Here is a 21636-nt window from a genome sequence, read left to right as displayed (position 1 = left end):
GAGCAAATTAAATGATTCGCTCCTTTTTTAATGCGTTAAAAGTGTGATGGATGTTTTTGTTTTGTTCGACATAATCTGTACACGCCCACCAATAGGGAAAGTGAATATTGGTGTCGTATGGCCAAAGTTAGCATTTGAAATGACAGGAATGTGGGAAAGCTCTTGTTTTGAGTAAATCATTTCTTGTATATCTTCTATAACAGCTTCAGACGCTTTTTGCAGTTTTCCAATGACAATACCTTTTACATATTCAAATTCAGGTTGTTGCATAAGGGAGTGTAAGTAACGATCGAATGTCTGTACAGTTGCGTTTCCCGTTAAAGCATCTTCCTCTAAAAATAATATTTTATCTCGTAAGCTCGGCATATATGTTGTGCCTTGTAGTAAATTAAAGGTACTCATATTACCGCCAACAATTTCGCCAACTGCTTCACCTTCATGTAAGGAAATATACCCTTCATTTTGAAAGAAAGTTCGATTTTCTTGGTCCATATACCAAGAGTCATCGCTCCACGTTTCAGCAGGTTGTATTTCTATCGGCTCTTCAGAAGTCATGCATTTTAAAAAGTAATCTATCGTATAATCAAGCCCTTTTTCCATTCCAAAAGAAGAAAAGTGAGGACCCGAATATGTAATAAGCCCAGTCTTTGCATAAATTGCATTGCCTAGAGCTGTAATATCAGAATAACCACATAAAATTTTTGGATTGCTGCCAATTAAGTCATAATTTATATGGTTTAGTAGCCCATTGGAATTATATCCTCCAAGTGTTGTTAAGATTGCTTTTACGCTTGGATCAGCGAAAGCTTCATGAAGATCATGAATACGAGAAGAAACAGAGGAAGAAGCAAAACGATCGATTTCTTCCGCATTTTTTGAAAAGGTAACATGAAATCCTAGATCTGTTAGTCGTTTTATAGCAAGATCTCGATTGTAATCTGAAACAATACTTAAACTAGAAGACGGTGAAATAACTCGGATCTCATCTCCCCTTTTTAATTTTGGTGGTATCATTTGCAACATCCCCTTTTAATGAAAGAAAATTTAGATTTAAAAGATATTTTATCATTGGAGATAGATCTTTATAAATTGTTTTTTCGAAACAGGGTTTTCCTGATTTTTCAGCAGACAGACAGAGGCTTTTTTTGATATGATAGGAAAAGTGATTTATTATAAAGTTTATTTAATATCTATAACATGTTGAAAGGTGTGCAAGACGTGGAGAAACAACTTGCAGGCTTGCCAATGCACGTTCATTTCGTAACAGAAATCCGTGAAGGGGCACGAAAGGAGACCGTTGCTTTTGAAGCAAATGGTCAATACTATGTAAAAGGTCAAAGTACATATGTAACATTTCAAGAGCCGAACGAACAAGGCGAAGTGAAGACAATTATCAAAATTCAAGGTGAACAAGTTCTCATTATGCGTTCAGGTGCTGTTTCTATGCGTCAGACGCATGTGAAAGGTGAATGGACAACTGGTACGTATACGAGTGAGCTTGGTACGTTTGCATTGCAAACGAAAACCGATAATGTTCTTTTTAAATGGTCGGACGAGAAGAAAAAAGGACAACTCTTTTTAACGTACGCACTGCTTCTAAGTGAACAAGAGGCTGGCCGATATACAATTACGATTAATTTGAAGGAGGCAAAATAATGAACTCTTTAGAACAAGTAAAAGAATTGATTAAAGACGAAATTAAAGCTGCGGTAGTAAAAGCTGAATTAGCAACAGAAGAACAAATTCCAAACGTTGTATTAGAATCTCCGAAAGATAAAACACATGGTGACTTCTCTACAAACATGGCGATGCAGCTTGCGCGCGTTGCGAAAAAAGCACCTCGTATGATTGCAGAAGAATTAATTGCAAACTTTGATAAAGCGAAAGCTTCTATAGAAAAAATTGAAATTGCTGGTCCTGGTTTTATTAACTTCTATATGGATAACAGCTACTTAACAGATTTAATACCGGCAATTGTTAAAGCTGGTGAGGCTTATGGTGAAACAAACACTGGTAAAGGTGAAAAAGTACAAGTTGAGTTCGTATCTGCAAACCCAACAGGCGACCTTCACTTAGGACATGCACGAGGTGCAGCAGTAGGTGACACATTATGTAACGTATTAGCAAAAGCGGGATATGATGTATCTCGTGAATACTACATTAATGACGCTGGTAACCAAATTCATAACTTAGCGCTTTCTGTTGAAGCTCGTTACATGCAAGCATTAGGGCTAGAAAAAGAAATGCCAGAAGACGGCTACCATGGTGCAGATATCATTGGAATTGGCCAACGCTTAGCAGAAGAGTTTGGCGATCGTTATGCAAAAGCTGATGAAAAAGAAAGCTACGAGTTCTACCGTGAATACGGTTTAAAATATGAGCTAGCAAAACTTCAAAAAGACTTAGAAAGCTTCCGTGTTAAATTTGATGTTTGGTTCTCTGAAACATCATTATACAAAAACGGTAAAATTGACGCAGCTCTTGCAGTATTAAAGGAGCGCGACGAAATTTTTGAAGAAGAAGGCGCAACTTGGTTCCGTTCAATGACTTATGGCGATGATAAAAACCGTGTATTAATTAAAAACGACGGTTCTTACACGTACTTAACGCCAGATATCGCATATCACCGTGATAAACTAGAGCGCGGATTTGATAAATTAATCAACATTTGGGGCGCTGACCATCACGGTTACATTCCTCGTATGAAAGCAGCAATTCAAGCGCTTGGTTATGATAAAGAGACGTTAGAAGTAGAAATCATTCAAATGGTACAACTATACCAAAACGGTGAAAAAGTAAAAATGAGTAAGCGTACAGGGAAAGCTGTTACACTTCGTGAGCTAATGGAAGAAGTAGGCGTGGACGCAATGCGTTACTTCTTTGCAATGCGTAGCGGTGACTCTCACTTAGACTTTGATATGGACTTAGCGGTATCAAAATCGAACGAAAATCCTGTATACTATGCACAATACGCTCATGCGCGCGTATGCAGTATTCTTCGTCAAGGCGAAGAGCTTGGATTAACTGCAGGTGGAGATGTAAACTACAAACTGGTTGCTTCTGAAAAAGAAGTGGACTTACTGAAAAAACTTGGTGAATTCCCAGCAGTAGTTGCAGACGCAGCGCAAAAACGTTTGCCACACCGCATTACAAGCTATGCATTTGAATTAGCAGCAGCACTTCACAGCTTCTACAATGCAGAAAAAGTATTAAACCAAGATAACTTAGAGTTAAGTAAAGCTCGTTACGACTTAATGCGTGCAGTACGCATCACACTTCAAAATGCATTAGCATTAGTAGGTGTATCTGCGCCGGAGAAAATGTAATAACGAAAAGTAGAAGCAGCTCGTTCAAAATAGGAGGGGATGGAGCTCCTGACAGAGAGGTGCAGTTTGCCTCGGAGGAAGGCGCGAAGCCACCGAGTATTCTAGCTGTTGGAACTGGACATAAAGAAAAGCAAAGCCGGTGGTTTTCCCTAACAGGGAAAGCCACTTTTTTAATAGTTTGGAATCATGAAAAAGCCCCCCATTTCAAAAAATGGGGGCTTTAGCTATAATTAAGCGGCCTTTTGCCCACTTTGTACAGCTGGTTTTTGAAGAACATCATAAACACCAGTACCAATAACATCTAATGCCATTTTCATACGTTCTGGTGAAATGTTTTCTCGAATGTTATCTTGTGGTGTATGGTATACCTTTTCAATATGATAGATAAGTGGATTCCAGCTATCTACTCCCATCCAAATGAACAGAGCTGCAGGAATGCCTGCATAAGCAAATGGACCATGGTCACTAGAGCCGAATTTACCATGAAGAACAAGATCATTATTTAATTGTTTAGCCGCATTTAATGTAGCATCCGTTACAAGATTCGTAGAACCATCTGGTGTCATTGCATATAAGTTTTTCGCTTTATCATAGTTTGTCGCAACCATATCAGCATTGAACACACCTAAAATACGATCGCGTTCTTTTTGTGATAAGTTATCAACATAGTGCTCAGAGCCAATCAGTCCCATTTCTTCTGATCCAAAAGCAATAAAGCGAATTTCTTTGTCAGTTTCTACATTTTGAAATGCGCGAGCTAATTCTAATACTAACCCCGTTCCAGAGGCGTTATCATTTGCTCCAGGTGCTCCAGCAACGCTGTCATAGTGGGAACTTACGATAACAGCTTTTTCATTTCCAGTGCTGTTTTTCGGTTTCTTTTTCGCAATAACATTTAGTGACTGTAAGTTTGATTCATGTCGTGCTTTTAAAGAAAGGATTGTGTCCCCTTTTTTTGCTAATTCTTCCTTGAAGGCATTTCCTTGTGCATAAGCAAGGCCAAATACAGGGATTGACTGTTTTTTCGTTAATCTTGGATTGAATGTTTGTCCATAGTTACCGCGACCACCAATTAAACTATATAAAAGAACGCCTTTTGCGCCTTTTGCTACCGCATTTTCTACTTGTTTGTTGTAATCTGCTACTGTTTCACCTCGTTCAAATAAGACAATTTTCCCATTAACTTCATTTGGAATTTCGTCTAATTTTGTTCCGTTTGGTACAAAAATGAGAGGAGCCGTAACAGCTTCAGCTGAAATAAGGGAATTTGGAGCAGCGCCGGCTTGCCAATTCCGCGATTTGGATAACGGTGATTCAATGAACCCTACATATTGATCGGGTACAGCAAATGGTTGATACTCTACCTCATATCCCATTGATTTTAATTGCATACCAACATAGCGGGAAGCCCATTTTTCTGATTGTGTCCCACCAGGGCGTGGTCCGATTGTTTCTGATAAAAAACGTACATGTTCAATGGCGCGGTTCGCATCAACTTGCTTTGTGATAGGTGGAGTCTCAATCGTTGTTTGAGGGGAATCAGCCTTTACTTGTCCGATTGGAGCTAAGCTGACAGCGAGTGTTGCAGCAAGCAAAGAGCTTACTATTTTTTGTTTCCATGTTTTCTTCATATATTCCTCTCCCATTCTTCTATTCTATCTGACTGACAAAAGAAGACGGATAACGACTATATTCTACCTGTTATTTTTTGTATTTTCAATCAATTTAAGTTGAGAAATAAAAGTAAGGATAATTTGTATATGCATATTTACATATTTCTAGAGGTGGTATATATGCTATTATTTGAAAAGAAGGTTCGCTTTCTTGTTTGAAAGCCCCTAAAATGCATGTCTAGTGTACCCAAACTTTAGATTGTGTAGAGAAACAGAAATTCAGGGTGGGATTTCTGTTTCTCATGCTTGAACCTTTTAACTATGGTAATCATGTTCCCAGATTTCATGATTGCCATCAGTAAATATGTAAGGCATCCATATGCGAAGAGGAGAAATCAATGCTGATTTCTCTTCTTTTTTTGTATGGAAAAAGGAATGCCATCTGCATTCCTTTTCTTTTTATAGTTCAGTTAAAATAATTGGTTCACCGCGTGTTACGACAACTGTATGTTCACATTGTGCAACAAGACTCTTATCTGGTGTTACAAATGTCCAACCATCATCGCCACGCTCAATAATGTGATCAGCTTTCATAGAAATGAAAGGCTCTACAGCGATAACAAGTCCGTCTTTCAAAAGCGCATTATCCATTGGATCGTAGTAGCTTAAAATATGGTTTGGTGCTTCGTGTAGGCTAAGACCAATACCATGTCCTGTTAAGTTTTGAATAACAGAATAGCCGTTTTTATGTGCAAAGTTAGAAACCGCGCGACCGATTTGGTTTTGTTTTGAACCAGCTTTTACTTTTTTCATTGCTGCCCAAAATGCGTTTACTGCAGCTTGGCAAAGTTTTTCTTTTTCTTCATCTTGCCCAAGAACAAAAGAAATACCTGTATCTGCATAATAACCGTCAAGTGCTGCAGATACATCAACATTTACTAAGTCGCCCTCTTTTAATACTTGATCTTTTGGAATACCGTGAGCAACTTCTTCATTTACACTAATACAAGTGAAGCCCGGGAAATCATATTCTTTTTCAGGTGCAGAAATAGCGCCGTGCTCATCTAATATTTTCTTACCGATTAAATCAAGCTCTTTCGTTGTCATACCTGGCTTTGCTTGTTTTTTCATTTCTTCACGTGCAAGCGCAACAACACGGCCGATTTTTCGTAAACCTTCCAAGTCTTGTTCATTACGAATAATCATAAAAAACCACTGTCCTTCCTCGATTGTAAATCTTATACGATTGTATCATGTTTATTTTTGTCTTGCTACTTGCGTGAGGCCAGGGCTTTTTTTGAACGCCATGACGGATCTCATAGGAACTTTATGACAATTGTCATATGCATATCATGACGTATCTTACTGTTTTCCATCTCTTCCAATTTATATAATGTAAATATAAGGAACAGCGGAGGTGGAGAGATGGAAAAGATTATTGAAGTAAATGGTGTTTCAAAAACATTTAAACATAAAAGGGCTGTAAATAACGTTTCATTTCATGTGGAGAAGGGGCAAATTGTTGCAATTCTTGGGCCAAATGGCGCAGGGAAAACAACAGCAATTTCAATGATGCTTGGGTTAAGGGATCCATCAGAAGGAAGCGTGTCCATATTTGGGAAGAGTCCAAAGCATCGGGATGTTCGCAATCGCCTTGGTGCAATGCTGCAAGAGGTAAGTGTGATTGATAGTATATCAGTGGAGGAAGCAATTGATTTGTTTCGTAGTTATTATACAAATCCGGTTGCAAAAGAAACATTGCTTCAGTTATCAAATTTAGAGTCTGAAAGAAAGCAGAGATGTGAAAAATTATCAGGTGGTCAGAAACGACGTTTAAATTTTGCACTCGCACTTGCTGGAAACCCGGATTTATTATTTTTAGATGAACCGACTGTCGGGATGGATATTACGTCTAGAAAGACTTTTTGGGAAACGATTCGAAAGCTAGCAAACGAAGGGAAAACAATCCTTTTAACAACGCATTATTTAGAAGAAGCTGATGCACTAGCAGATCGGATTTTATTATTTGCGAATGGGAAAATCATTGCAGATGGGACTCCAGAAGAAATGAAAGCAACAATCTCTCGAAAAACGATTTCATTTTATACAAAAGAAAAAATTCCTACAGGTTTGTTGAAGAGCCTACCACATGTAACGACAGTACAGTTTCATGAACAGCGTGTTATTCTCACGACAGATGACACGGATGCTACGTTACAAGCAATTTATCAAAAGGGCTTGCCTGTTACAGATATTTCGGTTGAACGTGGAAGTCTGGATGAAGCATTTGAACAGTTTGTCGCAAATCAGAAGGAGGTTATCGCATGAAAGCATTATGGATGCAATGCAAAATAGAGATTTTACGTACGTTTCGCAATAAGTTATTTATCTTTTTCTCATTATTAATGCCAGTTTTGTTTTATTACATTTTTACAAACGTAATTCAAGTACCGCAAAATGGTGCGGCATGGCAAGCACATTATTTAATTTCGATGGCAACTTTCAGTATTGTAGGAACAGCACTTTTTAGTTTTGGTGTCAGAATTTCACAAGAAAAAGGGCAAGGATGGACACATCTTTTGAAAATCACCCCACTTCCAGAGGGTGCATATATAACGGCTAAAATTATTTCGCAAACGGTAGTAAATGCTTTTTCAATACTTGTGATCTTTATCGCAGGGATATTAATTAATGACGTATCGTTAACGGTTGGACAATGGATTGGTGCAGGGGTGTGGCTATTACTAGGTGTTACACCATTTTTAGCATTAGGAACGGTTATTGGTTCCATTAAGAAAGCGGATGCAGCTGCGGGGCTTGCTAACATTTTAAATATGAGTTTAGCAGTGTTAGGCGGTTTATGGATGCCAATTGAAGTTTTTCCGAAAGTATTAAGAGCAATAGGAGAGTGGACACCGACATATCACTTCGGAAGGGGAGCATGGGATATTGTCGCTGGAAAATCGATAGGATGGGAAAATATCGCGATTTTAGGAGGTTATTTCCTTATATTTGTTGTAATATCAATATATATAAGAAAGCGACAGGAAGCGGTATAAATGACAGAAAAGAAGCAGTTTGAATTTTTCCCAAAACATATGGGGTTCTTCCCGTATATGTGGTTTGTATACTTGGCATTTCCAATATACGGTTTATCTAATGAATCAGGATGGAAATTAATATTAGGAAGCGGTATGTTAGTGATTTTTGTCATTGCATACCGTCAGCTTTATTTTGTAGAAAAGACATTTATTTTATGGGCATGTATTCAGATGATGATTGTATTTTTATTTGGAGTTTTTTACAATCCGTATTTTATCTATTTAGGATTTTTTACAGCAAATGCAATAGGATTTACACCAACGAAAAAAGCCTTTCGTCTACTAGTACTTTCTTTAGGTACAATGCTTGTTACTTTTGTGCTGGTGTATAGCAAGAACTTCACATTAACATCTATATTCGGATCTTTACCGATGTTTATTTTAATGCTTATTACGCCTTTTGCTATGCGGAATTTCAACCAAAAAAAGATATTAAGACATCAGTTAAGTGAAGCGAATGAACAAATTAAAGGCCTAGTAAAACGTGAAGAACGTCAGCGGATTGCAAGAGATTTACACGATACGTTAGGGCATACATTATCTCTTATTACTTTAAAAAGTCAGCTCGTTGAGAAATTGATTGTGAAAAACCCAGAGCGGGCAAGTGTAGAAGCGAAGGAAATTACGCAAACATCGCGCACAGCTTTAAAGCAGCTGAGAGAATTAATTTCGGATATGCGGATGATTACTGTAGAAGAAGAACTGGAACAAATAAAAGCTATTTTGCAAGCAGCTAATATTTCACTAGAGATAGAGCAGAGGGCAAGTTCTAATGCGTTATCACCACTTGAGCAAAATATTTTAGGGATGTGTTTACGAGAAGCGGTAACAAATGTTGTAAAGCATAGTAAGGCAACAGCGTGTACGGTTTCTTTATTTGAAGCACAAGGAGAACTCATTTTGCAAGTTAAGGATAATGGAGTGGGATTGCAAAAGCAAAGTCATGATGGGAATGGCATATTAGGTATGAAAGAACGGCTCGCACTTATTGATGGAGTGCTTGAACTAGAGGAACTGCATCCAGGGACGATGTTAATTGTGAAGGTTCCAATTGTAATTAGAACGGGAAAAGGTGAGGTGAGGGCATGATTCGAATTATTATTGCAGAGGATCAACGAATGCTTAGAGGAGCACTAGGAGCCCTTCTTGATTTAGAAGACGATATTGAAGTGGTGGGGCAGGCTGAGAACGGCGAAGAAGCTTTAAAACTAATTGAAAAACTGCATCCAGATGTAAGTATTATGGATATTGAAATGCCAATTCAAAGTGGATTGGATGTTGCAGAAGCATTGCAGAAACAGAAATCATCATGCAAGGTAATGATGTTAACAACATTTGCACGTCCGGGTTATTTTGAAAGAGCGATGAAGGCTGGTGTTCATGGATATTTATTAAAGGATAGCCCAAGTGAAGATCTAGCGGCAGCGATTCGCAATGTGATGAAAGGGAAACGGGAGATTTCTCCTGAATTAATGTTTGGATTGTGGCAAGAACAAAATCCGCTATCAGACCGTGAGAAAGAAGTACTTTTGTTAGCGAAAGAAGGAAAAACAGCAAGTGAAATCGCGAAGGCACTTTATCTTTCTCCGGGTACGGTGCGAAATTACATTTCAGAAGTATTAACAAAGTTAGATGCTAAAAATAGAATTGAAGCCATCACAATTGCAGAAGAAAAAGGATGGATATGAAAAAAGATGTTTACCGTTTATAGTGGTAAACATCTTTTTTTGCATCTCTTACAATTTGTAAGGAGTTATAGAATTTAGATTTTACTTCATTTTTCGACAAAATATTTGTTATAGTAAGATGAGATTGCTGTTCTAGGTTTTGGGCAACTTTACCACTAACAGTCTTAATTGCCTCATGCTTATCTACTTTAACAATGATGTCTTGACCATATATTTTGTCACTTTTATATGTTTGGGAAAGACGAACTTCGGCTTGATTTTCTTTTGCCTTTTTGTTTGTAGGTTGAAAATCAACATTTTTTCAGTGGTAACTTGTTTTTGTTACGCGTTAACCTCTTGTACTTCACCCTTTAAGTATTTTTAGCAATATTTCCTACTGTGATGTTTTGTGGTTCAGTTTATGTACGAATTATTGAAACTAGGTTGAGCGACTTCAACGTTCGCTTCACTTTTATCAATTTCTGGGGCACGAGAATGGCTTCCATTGATAAAGGATAGAGTAGACCAAAAGTAAGGAATACACTAGCGACTTTTCTATCATTCATTTCTAACACTACGAGTATTGTATTTGTATAAGATGATTTATAAGAAAAGTTTGCTAAATTTATACATGTTATGCAATATTTCATGTAAAAAATTGTCGAAAACCAGTATTGTAGTGGTATGACAACTTCGGAAGTTAGATTTCTGTAATGGGATGGTGAACAATTATGCACGCAGAAAAGCTGGGAGCGGAAATAAAGAAAATTAGAATGTTAAGAGGTTTAACACAAAAACAGTTATCTGATAATATATGTCATCAATCAGAAGTGAGCAGAATTGAATCAGGCTCAGTATATCCAAGTATGGATATACTCCAAGGAATTGCAGCAAAGCTAAGAGTTCCCATCATTCATTTTTATGAGGTACTCATTTATTCTGATATTGAAAGAAAGAAACAGTTTAAAGATCATATTCTATTACTCTGTAAGCAAAAGAAATATAAAGAAATTTATAATAAAGTCTGGGAGGAACTCAAAAAAGATGAGTATCATCCAGAATTTCAACAATTTCTTCAATGGCAGTATTATTTGGCAGCGTATATGTTAAAAAAGATAAGTTATGAATATTGTATTTTAGAACTAAAAAAATTACTCAACCAAGAATTAGCAGGAATTGATGTATTTCAAAATTTATATATAGAAAATGCTATAGCAAACATTTATGCAGAAAATGGATATTTCAAAAAAAGTATTGAGTTGTTTGAAGATATTTTAAAACAATTGGAATCTCTCCATAGCAATGAAGAATTTGCTGTAAAGGTTAGATATAACCATGCCAAAGCACTGTATTTAGATGATCGATATGAAGAGGCGCTTTATCAAGTTATAAAGGCAATTGAAATCTCTTGTCGTATTAATAGCATGTCATTAATTGGACAATTACAATATCAAAAAGGTGAATGTCTTGAAAAGCTAGGAAATGCAAAAGAAGACATTCAAGAAGCTTATGAAAAAGCGTTGTTCTTCTTTGATTTATTAGAACTGCATGAGTATAAAGATACACTTTTAAAAAAATTAAAGTGATGCTTTTCTTGGTAAGGAGCTTATTAATAGGATAAAAACGAGTTTTTATAAAAGTAGATAGAATTAAGGTGTGGATATTAATGGATATGCATAATTGCATATAGAATGGATAAATTTTCATGATATATTGAAAGAAAAACATGTGGGTGATGGAATATGAAAAAGCTACTTATCGGTAGTATGTTGACGTTAGCGATGATGTGGGGTATTTCTCTTGGAGATAAATTAGTAGATGAAAGTTATGGAGTCATTCATAACGATCAAGAAGTACAGTTGGCTTCTGATTTACCATTTGAATATTAATATGAAGATAAAGAACTCATGATATGGGTTCTTTATTTTTTGTTTATTTAGTAAAGGGTCATGTTAAGAAAACTGAATTGGTAGCTGTTTTTGTAATAAATTTAATATTTCAATGGCAGTAGTTTTGGTGGTACCAAAATAACAATTTTTTATGCGTTTCAATGCCTCCAATAAAATACTATATCGTAATAATATCACATTAGAGAAAGTAGAATCATGAAAAAACGTTACAATTACCATTGTAACGTTGCACTACTTGTTCTTTTTATTCCTCTAATAGAAGCGAGTTCATCTACTAATTGAAAAAGTGCTAAATCTTTTTGTTTGCTTTCAAGCATGATATCAAAATCCTGATTTATTTCTTTTGCGATGTATAAAAAAGGTTTTATAAATGTAGTGTTAATATAATCAGCATGAGCCCTGAATTCTTTTTCTGATCTTGGTGAAGAGATATGAACTTTAGGAACTATACTTGTATGATTCCATGTTTTGAAAATCGCTGACAGTAGCTCAGTTAACGGTTCATCACAAAAATTTGCCATGTGATGATGATAATCAAAGACGAAGGGAATTTTTTCCTTTTGACAAATAGCTAATGTTTCAGAGGCTGTATATGTTTTATCATCATTTTCAAGTGTCATTTGTTGTTTTATATGGGAAGGGAGCGCTTTTATATTCTCATGAAAGCGCCGAACTGCTTTTTCTTTATTGCCATATGCACCCCCTACATGAATGTTAATATAAGAAGAATCGGCTAATCCCATTGCGTCTAATACGTTATAGTGATATGTCATATCTAGAACAGCATTTTCGGTAATGTGAGGTTTGTCACTTGTAAATAATGTGAACTGATTTGGGTGAAAGCTAACCCGTAAGTTATGACTTCGAATTAATTCACCCATCTGATGCCAAAATGGTGTAAATATATCGATATAATCAAAATCAACTTCAGGATGGGTTGCGAGTGGGACGATAGAAGAAGATAATCGATATAATGGAATTTCATGTGCGATATTGTAATGCAGGATACGTAATGTATGCATAAGGTTTTGTTTTGTAACATTATATAGTTTCTCTTCTCGTTCTTGTTTCCCTAACTTTTTCCACGTTGTAAACGTCATTGTTTTTGCAGGAGAACAGTCCCACAATGCGACTGCATGTGAGACATATCCAAAGCGTATGATCATATATGAAACACCCCGTTACTTGGTAAGTTATGCTATAAGAAGAATGCCAGCAATGTCCCAATCCATTCTTTGCCTTTATCAATAAAAGATAGGGAGGAAACATCTTTCCAAGAAAGTCGCACAGATCCTTCTATATCTTCATTAATTTTCGCTTTAATTTCTTGTATAAAAGCTGAATCATATAAGAGACAATTTATTTCGTGATTGGTATATAAACTTCTCATGTCAACATTAGCTGTTCCAATATCACAGGTATGATCGTCTACCATAATAATTTTCGCATGAAAAAACCCTTGCTGAAATTCGTAAATATTGCAACCTGCTTTCATTAATTTCCGGCAGTATGGTAATTTAGCTTCTCGAACGAGTGGGTGATCTGCTTTTTTTGGAACGAGAATGGTAATACGAACGCCTCGTTTTTTTGCTTGTAATAAGGCATCCATAATTTTTTTGCCAGGAATAAAATAAGGTGTGCCAATATATAATTCTTCTTTCGCACTTTCAATAAGTGATACAAAGGTTTCTTGCAAATAGGCCCCGTCTGTTGGAATAAAGCGATGTAAAATAGGGCCTGCTGGTTGATTAGGAAAAAATGACGTTTCTTCTAGTAAATCTTCATTCGTATCATCACGCCAATCGTGCAAAAATTGTTTTTGTAAATCTTGTACCCCTTCTCCGGTTAGACGCAAATGATAATCGCGCCATAAACCTAATTTAGGGTCATGTCCTAAATACTCTTCTCCAATGTTGAACCCGCCGATATAGCCAATTTTCCCGTCGATAATCGTAATTTTACGATGGTTTCTTTGATTTGCAGAAAAAAAGAGAAAAGGAAACTTAAACTTGTGACAAAATGAAAAAGAAACACCATGTTTTTGTAATAAATTGATGGATTCTCTAGGTAATTGATGGCTTCCTAGGCGATCAAGAAGGAGTCGCACTTGGATTCCTTGTTTTGCTTTGTTGATAAGTAATTGTAAAAATTCGTGACTCACTTTATCATTTTGAACAATAAAAAATAAAACATGGATATGGTGCTGAGCTTCTTTAATATCAGTAAATAAATCATCGTATAAGACCGTCCCATATGTATAAAGTTTGAAGTTGCTCTGTCGTAAAGGGAACGAGCGAGGTCTTACTCTTTTTAAATGAAGCTTTCTTCCATATGAAAGGTCTAGGGTGACCCATATCGCAAAACATGCTAGTAAGAGAGATAAGAGGATCATTACCAATCGCCTCCCTTTGCATTCATTTTTACTTTGCTGTTTGCAAGAAATAAGACCACTATTACTTAAAAGTTCACTTTATAGTTTTGCCTAAATAAATAGCTTTATGAAAAAATATTGTGTTGTATAACAAAAAACTGTTGACTGAATGCTCACTCATTATATAATGGGGATAGGGGATATAATTCAGAAAATTGTTTATTTTCGAAGATTCTAAAAGAGAGAGGGCTTACAAAGAGAGGGGTAGCATAAAAATGAATAGCTTACTGATTATTAATTGGCTGGCTTCCATTGCTGTTATTGTTTATGCGGGATATTTGTTTGTATATCTTATACGAACGAGGATGGCCTACATACAATTAGGAAAAAAAGTAGAATTTGATCGCCGCTTTAAAGAACGATGGGATCTTCTAAAGGTCAACGTTTTTGGCCAAAAAAAATTGCTGAAAGACAAAAAAAGCGGCATTATGCACGTTATGTTTTTTTACGGATTTATTCTTGTCCAGTTTGGAGCAATTGACTTCATTTGGAAAGGACTCGCACCAGGATCACATCTTCCACTTGGACCACTATACCCTGCATTTACATTCTTCCAGGAAATTGTCACACTAATGATTTTAATCGCAGTTTTTTGGGCTTTTCATAGAAGATACGTTGAAAAGCTTGTTCGTCTAAAACGTAATTTTAAATCGGGCCTTGTTCTTATCTTTATTGGCGGCTTGATGCTTTCTGTACTACTTGGTAACGGTATGGGCATTATATGGCACGGAGAGGAACTTTCATGGAGCGAACCAATTGCTTCTGGAATCGCTTACGTTTTTTCGGGGATAAATGAAACCGTAGCCATTTCAGTGTTCTATTTCTCTTGGTGGGTGCATCTACTTATTTTGTTAACGTTTTTAGTTTATGTACCACAATCGAAACACGCACATTTAATTGCTGGACCGGCCAATGTATTTTTTAGCCGTCTTTCTAATCCAGGAAAGCTTGAAAAAATTGATTTTGAAGATGAGACACAAGAAACATTTGGTGTTGGAAAAATTGAAGACTTTAGACAGAATCAGCTCATTGATTTATACGCTTGCGTAGAGTGTGGGCGCTGTACAAATATGTGTCCGGCAACAGGGACAGGAAAAATATTGTCGCCAATGGATTTAATTGTAAAACTTCGAGACCATCTGACAGATAAGGGGGCAGCGGTGACCTCAAAGGTACCGTGGGTTCCGGCAGTTGCGTTTAACAAGACACAAGGAAATCAGTTAGCGATGGCGGCCGGACAAGGACAACAAGAATCAGCAGCGGCACTTGCCTATGATCCGAGCTTAATTGGGGACGTCATTACAGAAGAAGAAATTTGGGCATGTACAACATGCCGTAACTGTGAAGATCAGTGTCCAGTTATGAATGAGCATGTCGACAAAATTATTGATTTACGCCGTTATCTTGTTTTAACAGAAGGAAAGATGGATGCGGAAGCGCAGCGTGCAATGACAAATATTGAGCGCCAAGGGAATCCGTGGGGGCTGAATCGTAAAGAGCGTGAAACATGGCGCCAAGGCGATGATGAAATAACAGTTCCGACTGTGAAAGAGAAAACAAAAGCTGGCGAAGAGTTTGAATACTTATTCTGGGTTGGTTCTATGGGATCGTATGATAACCGCAGTCAGAAAATTGCGATATCGTTTGCGAAGCTGATGAATCAAGCAGGCATATCATTTGCGATTCTTGGTAACAAAGAAAAGAACTCTGGAGATACGCCGCGCCGCCTTGGAAATGAATTCGTGTTCCAGGAGATGGCAACTAAAAATATTGAGGAGTTTGAAAAAGCAGGTGTGAAGAAAATCGTTACGATTGATCCGCATGCCTATAACACATTTAAAAATGAGTATCCAGACTTTGGCTTACAAGCAGAAGTCTATCACCATACAGAATTGTTAGCACAGTGGGTGAAAGAAGGACGATTAGAGCCAGTTCACCGTATTGAAGAAACGATTACGTATCATGATTCCTGTTATTTAGGAAGATATAACGAAGTATATGAAGCACCGCGCAATATTTTAAAAGCAATTCCAGGTGTAAATGTTGTTGAGATGGAGCGTAATCGTGAAACAGGCATGTGCTGCGGCGCAGGTGGCGGGCTTATGTGGATGGAAGAAACGACAGGCTCACGCATTAACGTTGCGCGCACAGAGCAAGCACTTGCAACGTCACCATCAATCATTGGTACGGGGTGTCCGTATTGTTTAACGATGATTAGTGATGGTACGAAAGCAAAAGAGGTAGAGGAACAAGTTCAAACGCTTGATATAACAGAGATTTTAGAACGCTCTGTAATTGGGCCTAAGAAAGAAGTTATTTAATACGTAAGAATCCATACAACTTTAGAAAGAGGTGCAAGATTTGCACCTCTTCTCAGCGTAAGAGTACCGAGCGGGCGCTCAGCGCCGAAAAAAAGAAATGGGGGAAATAAAAGTGGTAAGAACAGTTATTTTAAGTGCTGCAAGAACACCGGTTGGAAAGTTTGGAGGATCTTTAAAGGATGTAAAAGCAACGGAACTTGGAGGAATCGCGATTAAAGCTGCGCTTGAGAGAGCGGACGTTTCTGCAAATGATGTTGAAGAGGTTATATTTGGAGCGGTAATTCAAGGAGGACAGGGGCAAATTCCTTCTCGTCAAGCAGCGAGGGAAGCAGGGATTCCTTGGGAAACGCGTACGGAAACGGTGAATAAAGTTTGTGCATCTGGCCTTCGCTCTGTGACGTTAGCGGACCAAATTATTCGCACTGGAGATCAAACGCTTATTGTAGCAGGCGGAATGGAATCTATGAGCAATAGTCCTTATATTTTACAAGGCGCACGCTGGGGATACCGGATGGGACATAATCAAGTTGCTGATTTAAATGTAGTAGACGGCTTAACATGTGCATTTTCTGGTATACATATGGGCGTGTATGGCGGGGAAGTGGCGAAGGAGGACGGAATCTCTCGCGAAGCGCAAGATGAATGGGCATACCGTAGCCATCAGCGCGCAGTTGCGGCGCAAAAAGAAGGAAGACTTGAAGAAGAAATCGTTCCTGTTTCAGTACCGCAGCGAAAAGGAGATCCGATTGTTGTGACAAAAGATGAAGCGCCGCGTGAAGATACAACGGTTGAAAAGTTAGCAAAATTAAAACCTGTATTTGACCCGTCGGCGGCAGTAACAGCTGGGAATGCACCAGGGTTAAACGATGGCGGAGCAGCGCTTGTATTAATGAGCGAGGACAGAGCGCAGCAAGAAGGAAGAAAGCCATTAGCAACAATTTTAGCGCATACAGCAATTGCCGTGGAATCGAAAGATTTTCCAAGAACGCCAGGTTATGCGATTAATGAGCTTTTGAAGAAAACAGGTAAGACGGTGGATGAGATTGATTTATTCGAAATCAACGAAGCGTTCGCAGCAGTTGCGATTGCAAGTGCTAATATTGCAGGAATTGATCCAGAAAAAATTAACGTAAACGGCGGAGCAGTTGCGATGGGGCATCCAATTGGAGCAAGCGGGGCGCGTATTATTGTAACGCTTATTCATGCACTGAAGCAGCGCGGCGGTGGAATTGGAATCGCATCGATTTGTAGCGGTGGTGGCCAAGGCGACGCGATTATGATTGAAGTTCATTAATAAAAAGGGGGAGAAAAAATGAGTGTACAAAAAATAGTTGTAATTGGTGCGGGGCAAATGGGTTCGGGTATTGCGCAGGTGTGTGCGATGGTAGGATATAACGTGTATATGCAAGACTTAAAACAAGAGCAATTAGATCGAGGATTAGCTATTATTACAAAAAATTTAGCTAGACAAGTAGAAAAAGGGCGCATGGATGAAGAAGTTAAAGAATCGACTTTAAATCGCCTTACAGCAACGCTTGAATTAGATTGTGTAAAGGAAGCGGATCTTGTCATTGAAGCAGCTGTTGAAAAAATGGAGATTAAAAAGAAAATTTTCGCGAATTTAGATGAAATTGCACCAGAACATGCGATTTTAGCAACAAATACATCTTCTTTACCAATTACGGAAATTGCAGCGGTTACAAAGCGTCCAGAGAAAGTAATTGGGATGCACTTTATGAATCCAGTTCCGGTTATGAAGCTTGTAGAAATCATCCGCGGACTTGCAACAGATGATGTGGTATACGAAACCATTGAAGATATTACAAAGAAAATTGGAAAAGTACCTGTTGAAGTGAATGATTTCCCTGGATTTGTTTCTAACCGTATTTTATTACCAATGATCAATGAAGCGATTTATACGTTATATGAAGGCGTAGCAACGAAAGAAGCAATCGATGAAGTAATGAAACTTGGGATGAATCATCCAATGGGACCATTAACATTAGCAGATTTTATCGGTTTAGATACATGTTTATACATTATGGAAGTTCTGCATGAAGGGTTAGGGGATAGTAAGTATCGCCCATGTCCATTACTACGTAAGTATGTAAATGCTGGCTGGCTCGGAAGAAAAACAGGCCGTGGCTTCTATGTGTACGAGTAGAAAGTAAGGATAGGTAGGTCTCCCTCTTTGTATAAAGTAGTGGTCTTACCAGGAATTCGAAAGAAGAAATATAGCAAAATGGAGGCGGGGCACATGAATTTTCATTTTACAGAAGAGCAGCAGATGATGAGGAAAATGGTTCGAGATTTTGCACAGAAGGAAATTGCTCCCTTTGTACCAGAGATGGAACAAGGGGTGTTTCCTAGAGAGATTTTGACGAAGATGGGTGAACTTGGACTTATGGGTATTCCAGCACCAGCGAAATATGGCGGTGCGGAAATGGATTTTATTTCTTACATTTTAGCTATTGAAGAATTATCAAAGGTGAGTGCGACAATTGGTGTTATTTTGGCGGTGCATACATCCGTTGGAACAAACCCTATCTTATATTTTGGAACAGAAGAACAAAAGCAAAAATATGTTTCCAAACTAGCAACGGGTGAATATTTAGGAGCGTTTGCTTTAACAGAGCCGAATGCGGGGTCAGATGCGGGTAGCCTAAAATCAAGGGCCGTCAAGCAGGGTGACCATTATGTCATTAACGGATCAAAAGTATTTATTACAAACGGTGGTGAGGCGGATACATATATTGTATTTGCATCTACGAATCCAGATGCAGGGAAAAGCGGGATTTCCGCGTTTATTGTAGAGAAGGATACGCCAGGTTTAATCGTTGGCAAAGATGAACATAAGATGGGATTGCTTGGCTCTCGTACAGTGCAACTAACATTTGAAGATATGAAGGTACCGGCAGAAAACTTGCTTGGTGAAGAAGGACAAGGGTTTAAAGTCGCGATGGCGAATTTAGATGTCGGTCGCATAGGTATTGGAGCGCAGGCACTTGGAATCGCTGAGGCGGCGCTAGCGTGTGCAGTGGATTATGCGAAGGAGCGTCAGCAATTTGGGAAGCCAATTGCCGCGCAGCAAGGTCTAGGCTTTAAATTAGCGGATATGGCTACGAGCGTAGAAGCTGCAAGGTTACTTGTATATAGAGCGGCATCGCTTAGAGCACAAGGACTTCCATGCGGGAAGGAAGCATCTATTGCAAAGTTATTTGCTTCGAAAACAGCGGTAGATGTCGCAATTGAAGCGGTGCAAGTATTTGGCGGTTACGGTTATACGAAAGATTATCCAGTTGAGCGATTTTTCCGTGATGCAAAAATTTGTGAGATTTATGAAGGAACGAGTGAAATACAAAGACTTGTTATTAGCCGGGCGCTATAAAGGGACGAGAGCAGGGAGGAAGAAACATGCATTTAAAATTATCAGAAGAACACGAAATGATAAGAAAAATGGTTCGGGACTTTGCGAGAAATGAAGTGGCACCGACAGCAGCGGAGCGCGATGAAGAAGAACGCTTTGACCGCGCTTTATTTGATCAAATGGCAGACCTTGGTTTAACAGGGATTCCCTGGCCTGAAGAATACGGCGGAATTGGAAGCGATTACTTAGCGTATGTGATTGCTGTAGAAGAATTATCCCGTGTTTGCGCTTCTACGGGTGTTACGTTATCTGCTCATACTTCACTTGCTGGCTGGCCTATTTTTAAATTTGGAACAGAAGAGCAAAAACAAAAGTTTTTACGCCCAATGGCAGAAGGAAAGAAAATTGGTGCATACGGCTTAACAGAGCCAGGGTCTGGCTCTGATGCGGGCGGAATGAAAACGACGGCGAAGCGTGATGGAGATCATTATATTTTAAATGGTTCTAAGATTTTTATTACAAACGGTGGTATAGCGGATATTTATGTTGTCTTTGCATTGACTGATCCAGAATCAAAACAGCGTGGTACAAGTGCATTCATTGTAGAAAGTGATGCACCAGGATTTTCAGTTGGTAAGAAAGAGAGCAAGCTTGGGATTCGCTCTTCCCCAACAACAGAAATTATGTTTGAAGATTGCCGCATCCCTGCTGAGAATTTACTTGGCGAAGAAGGACAAGGGTTCAAAATTGCAATGCAGACATTGGATGGTGGACGTAATGGGATTGCAGCTCAGGCTGTTGGTATCGCACAAGGAGCTTTAGATGCTTCCGTGGAGTATGCGAGAGAACGCCATCAGTTTGGGAAGCCGATTGCCGCGCAGCAAGGAATTGGTTTTAAATTAGCGGATATGGCAACAAATGTAGAGGCTGCACGCCTATTAACATATCAAGCTGCTTGGTTAGAATCAGAAGGACTTCCATATGGAAAAGAATCAGCGATGTCGAAAGTATTTGCTGGCGATACAGCAATGAAAGTAACGACGGAAGCGGTGCAAGTATTTGGTGGTTACGGTTATACGAAAGATTATCCGGTAGAACGATTCATGCGTGATGCAAAGATTACGCAAATTTATGAGGGAACACAAGAGATTCAAAGACTTGTAATTTCTCGCATGTTAACGAAATAAGAGAAAAAGCGTAGGGATTTTCCTACGCTTTTTCCTTCCAAATAGTAGAGAGAGGTGAAGGGGATGGTTAAGCACAATGTGCATGCGTCTGTAAAGGATGAGAAGTTGGTTGCACTAAGACGCGAGCAGATGATTAAAGGAGCGGTGCAGCTTTTTAAGCAAAAGGGATTTCCTCGTACAACGACGAGAGAAATTGCAAAAGCAGCCGGATTTAGTATTGGGACACTTTACGAGTATATTCGTACGAAAGATGACGTGTTGTATTTAGTGTGTGATAGTATTTATGAACATGTAAAAGAGCGATTAGAAGAAGTAGTCTACACAGAAAAGGGAAGTATTGAAAGTTTAAGAATAGCTATTACGAATTATTTTAAAGTAATGGATGAGTTGCAAGAAGAAGTGTTAATTATGTATCAAGAAGTGCGCTTTTTACCGAAAGAGTCTCTGCCGTATGTGCTAGAAAAAGAGTTTCAAATGGTGGGGATGTTTGAAAACATTTTAGAACAGTGCACGGAAAATGGTACATTTACATTAACGAAAAAGGAAATACAATTGCTGGCTCATAACATTTTCATTCAAGGACAAATGTGGGGATTTAGACGCTGGGCATTGCAAAAGCTTTATACTTTAGAGGAATATACAGAGATGCAGATTAGGTATGTATTGAATGGAGCACATATGGTTCCAAAAATATAAAAACGAACTTTTTTAGA

At 38.3% G+C, this 21636-nt stretch carries 18 protein-coding genes and 2 pseudogenes; 14 read left to right on the top strand and 6 right to left on the bottom strand.

All coding sequences use genetic code 11. The annotated features are described in order from the left end of the window. Nucleotides 1-27: 27 nt before the first annotated feature. Nucleotides 28-1014 carry a S66 family peptidase gene (locus LOK41_RS10735; RefSeq protein ID WP_241816448.1) on the bottom strand — a complete coding sequence of 329 codons (987 nt, stop codon included), beginning with the start codon at nt 1012-1014 and terminating at the stop codon, nt 28-30. Nucleotides 1015-1218: 204 nt separating this feature from the next. On the opposite strand from LOK41_RS10735, the gene LOK41_RS10730 reads away from it, so the two are divergent. Both LOK41_RS10730 and argS read left to right on the top strand, forming a co-directional pair. Next, entirely contained in the window at nt 1219-1656 is a 438-nt protein-coding gene (locus tag LOK41_RS10730; RefSeq protein ID WP_174100827.1) for a YwiB family protein, read from the top strand. Then, nucleotides 1656-3326, top strand: a complete 1671-nt coding sequence (gene argS, locus LOK41_RS10725) for an arginine--tRNA ligase (protein WP_241816447.1) — start codon at nt 1656-1658, stop codon at nt 3324-3326. Before LOK41_RS10730 ends, argS begins: the two co-directional genes overlap by 1 nt. A 230-nt stretch (nt 3327-3556) precedes the next feature. Here argS and LOK41_RS10720 read toward each other — a convergent pair whose 3' ends face one another. After that, the gene (locus tag LOK41_RS10720) at nt 3557-4957 is read right to left on the bottom strand and encodes a M28 family metallopeptidase (RefSeq protein ID WP_241816446.1); all 1401 of its coding nucleotides are present in this window, start codon (nt 4955-4957) and stop codon (nt 3557-3559) included. Nucleotides 4958-5398: 441 nt separating this feature from the next. Beyond that, nucleotides 5399-6145 (bottom strand): type I methionyl aminopeptidase, encoded by a 747-nt coding sequence (map, locus tag LOK41_RS10715; RefSeq protein WP_241816445.1) that lies wholly within the window; start codon nt 6143-6145, stop codon nt 5399-5401. Nucleotides 6146-6364: 219 nt separating this feature from the next. Between map and LOK41_RS10710 the strand changes: the two genes are divergently transcribed. From LOK41_RS10710 to LOK41_RS10695, 4 genes are read left to right on the top strand one after another with little or no spacing between them, the layout of a single operon-like run. Continuing rightward, entirely contained in the window at nt 6365-7267 is a 903-nt protein-coding gene (locus tag LOK41_RS10710) for an ABC transporter ATP-binding protein (RefSeq protein WP_241816444.1), read from the top strand. Then, nucleotides 7264-7998 carry an ABC transporter permease gene (locus LOK41_RS10705; protein WP_241816443.1) on the top strand — a complete coding sequence of 245 codons (735 nt, stop codon included), beginning with the start codon at nt 7264-7266 and terminating at the stop codon, nt 7996-7998. Before LOK41_RS10710 ends, LOK41_RS10705 begins: the two co-directional genes overlap by 4 nt. Continuing rightward, complete coding sequence (locus tag LOK41_RS10700) at nt 7999-9129, top strand: sensor histidine kinase (RefSeq protein WP_241816442.1); 1131 nt, start codon at nt 7999-8001, stop codon at nt 9127-9129. Further along, complete coding sequence (locus LOK41_RS10695; protein WP_241816441.1) at nt 9126-9728, top strand: response regulator transcription factor; 603 nt, start codon at nt 9126-9128, stop codon at nt 9726-9728. Before LOK41_RS10700 ends, LOK41_RS10695 begins: the two co-directional genes overlap by 4 nt. Nucleotides 9729-9768: 40 nt before the next feature. Here LOK41_RS10695 and LOK41_RS10690 read toward each other — a convergent pair. Then, nucleotides 9769-10273, bottom strand: a pseudogene (locus LOK41_RS10690) (M4 family metallopeptidase); the annotation flags it as partial. Between the two features lie 165 nt (nt 10274-10438). On the opposite strand from LOK41_RS10690, the gene LOK41_RS10685 reads away from it, so the two are divergent. Together LOK41_RS10685 and LOK41_RS10680 are read left to right on the top strand one after the other, a co-directional pair. Continuing rightward, entirely contained in the window at nt 10439-11293 is an 855-nt protein-coding gene (locus tag LOK41_RS10685) for a helix-turn-helix domain-containing protein (RefSeq protein WP_241816440.1), read from the top strand. Nucleotides 11294-11449: 156 nt separating this feature from the next. Continuing rightward, complete coding sequence (locus tag LOK41_RS10680) at nt 11450-11596, top strand: quorum-sensing peptide PapR (protein ID WP_241816439.1); 147 nt, start codon at nt 11450-11452, stop codon at nt 11594-11596. A gap of 233 nt (nt 11597-11829) precedes the next feature. Here the strand turns inward: LOK41_RS10680 and uvsE are convergent, their stop codons facing one another. After that, the gene (uvsE, locus tag LOK41_RS10675) at nt 11830-12783 is read right to left on the bottom strand and encodes a UV DNA damage repair endonuclease UvsE (RefSeq protein ID WP_241816438.1); all 954 of its coding nucleotides are present in this window, start codon (nt 12781-12783) and stop codon (nt 11830-11832) included. A 32-nt stretch (nt 12784-12815) separates the two neighbouring features. After that, nucleotides 12816-14009: a cardiolipin synthase gene (cls, locus tag LOK41_RS10670; RefSeq protein WP_241816437.1), complete on the bottom strand. Its 1194-nt coding sequence runs from the start codon at nt 14007-14009 to the stop codon at nt 12816-12818. Nucleotides 14010-14263: 254 nt separating this feature from the next. Between cls and LOK41_RS10665 the strand changes: the two genes are divergently transcribed. The 6 genes and pseudogenes from LOK41_RS10665 (at nt 14264) to LOK41_RS10640 (ending at nt 21619) form a co-directional block, all read left to right on the top strand. Then, nucleotides 14264-16369 (top strand): (Fe-S)-binding protein, encoded by a 2106-nt coding sequence (locus LOK41_RS10665; RefSeq protein ID WP_241816436.1) that lies wholly within the window; start codon nt 14264-14266, stop codon nt 16367-16369. A gap of 9 nt (nt 16370-16378) precedes the next feature. Further along, nucleotides 16379-17663: pseudogene (locus LOK41_RS10660) on the top strand (acetyl-CoA C-acetyltransferase). A gap of 18 nt (nt 17664-17681) precedes the next feature. After that, a complete protein-coding gene (locus LOK41_RS10655; protein ID WP_241816435.1) occupies nt 17682-18533 on the top strand; it encodes a 3-hydroxybutyryl-CoA dehydrogenase in 852 nt (283 codons plus the stop codon). A gap of 93 nt (nt 18534-18626) precedes the next feature. After that, the gene (locus LOK41_RS10650) at nt 18627-19757 is read left to right on the top strand and encodes an acyl-CoA dehydrogenase (RefSeq protein ID WP_241816434.1); all 1131 of its coding nucleotides are present in this window, start codon (nt 18627-18629) and stop codon (nt 19755-19757) included. 26 nt (nt 19758-19783) lie between these two features. Beyond that, complete coding sequence (acdA, locus tag LOK41_RS10645; RefSeq protein WP_241816433.1) at nt 19784-20923, top strand: acyl-CoA dehydrogenase AcdA; 1140 nt, start codon at nt 19784-19786, stop codon at nt 20921-20923. A gap of 63 nt (nt 20924-20986) precedes the next feature. Beyond that, nucleotides 20987-21619, top strand: a complete 633-nt coding sequence (locus tag LOK41_RS10640; protein WP_241816432.1) for a TetR/AcrR family transcriptional regulator — start codon at nt 20987-20989, stop codon at nt 21617-21619. Nucleotides 21620-21636: the final 17 nt, after the last annotated feature.

This window comes from Bacillus sp. TL12 (genome assembly GCF_022625245.1).
GTDB lineage: Bacteria > Bacillota > Bacilli > Bacillales > Bacillaceae_G > Bacillus_A.
This window is presented reverse-complemented; position numbering and strand designations above follow the sequence as displayed.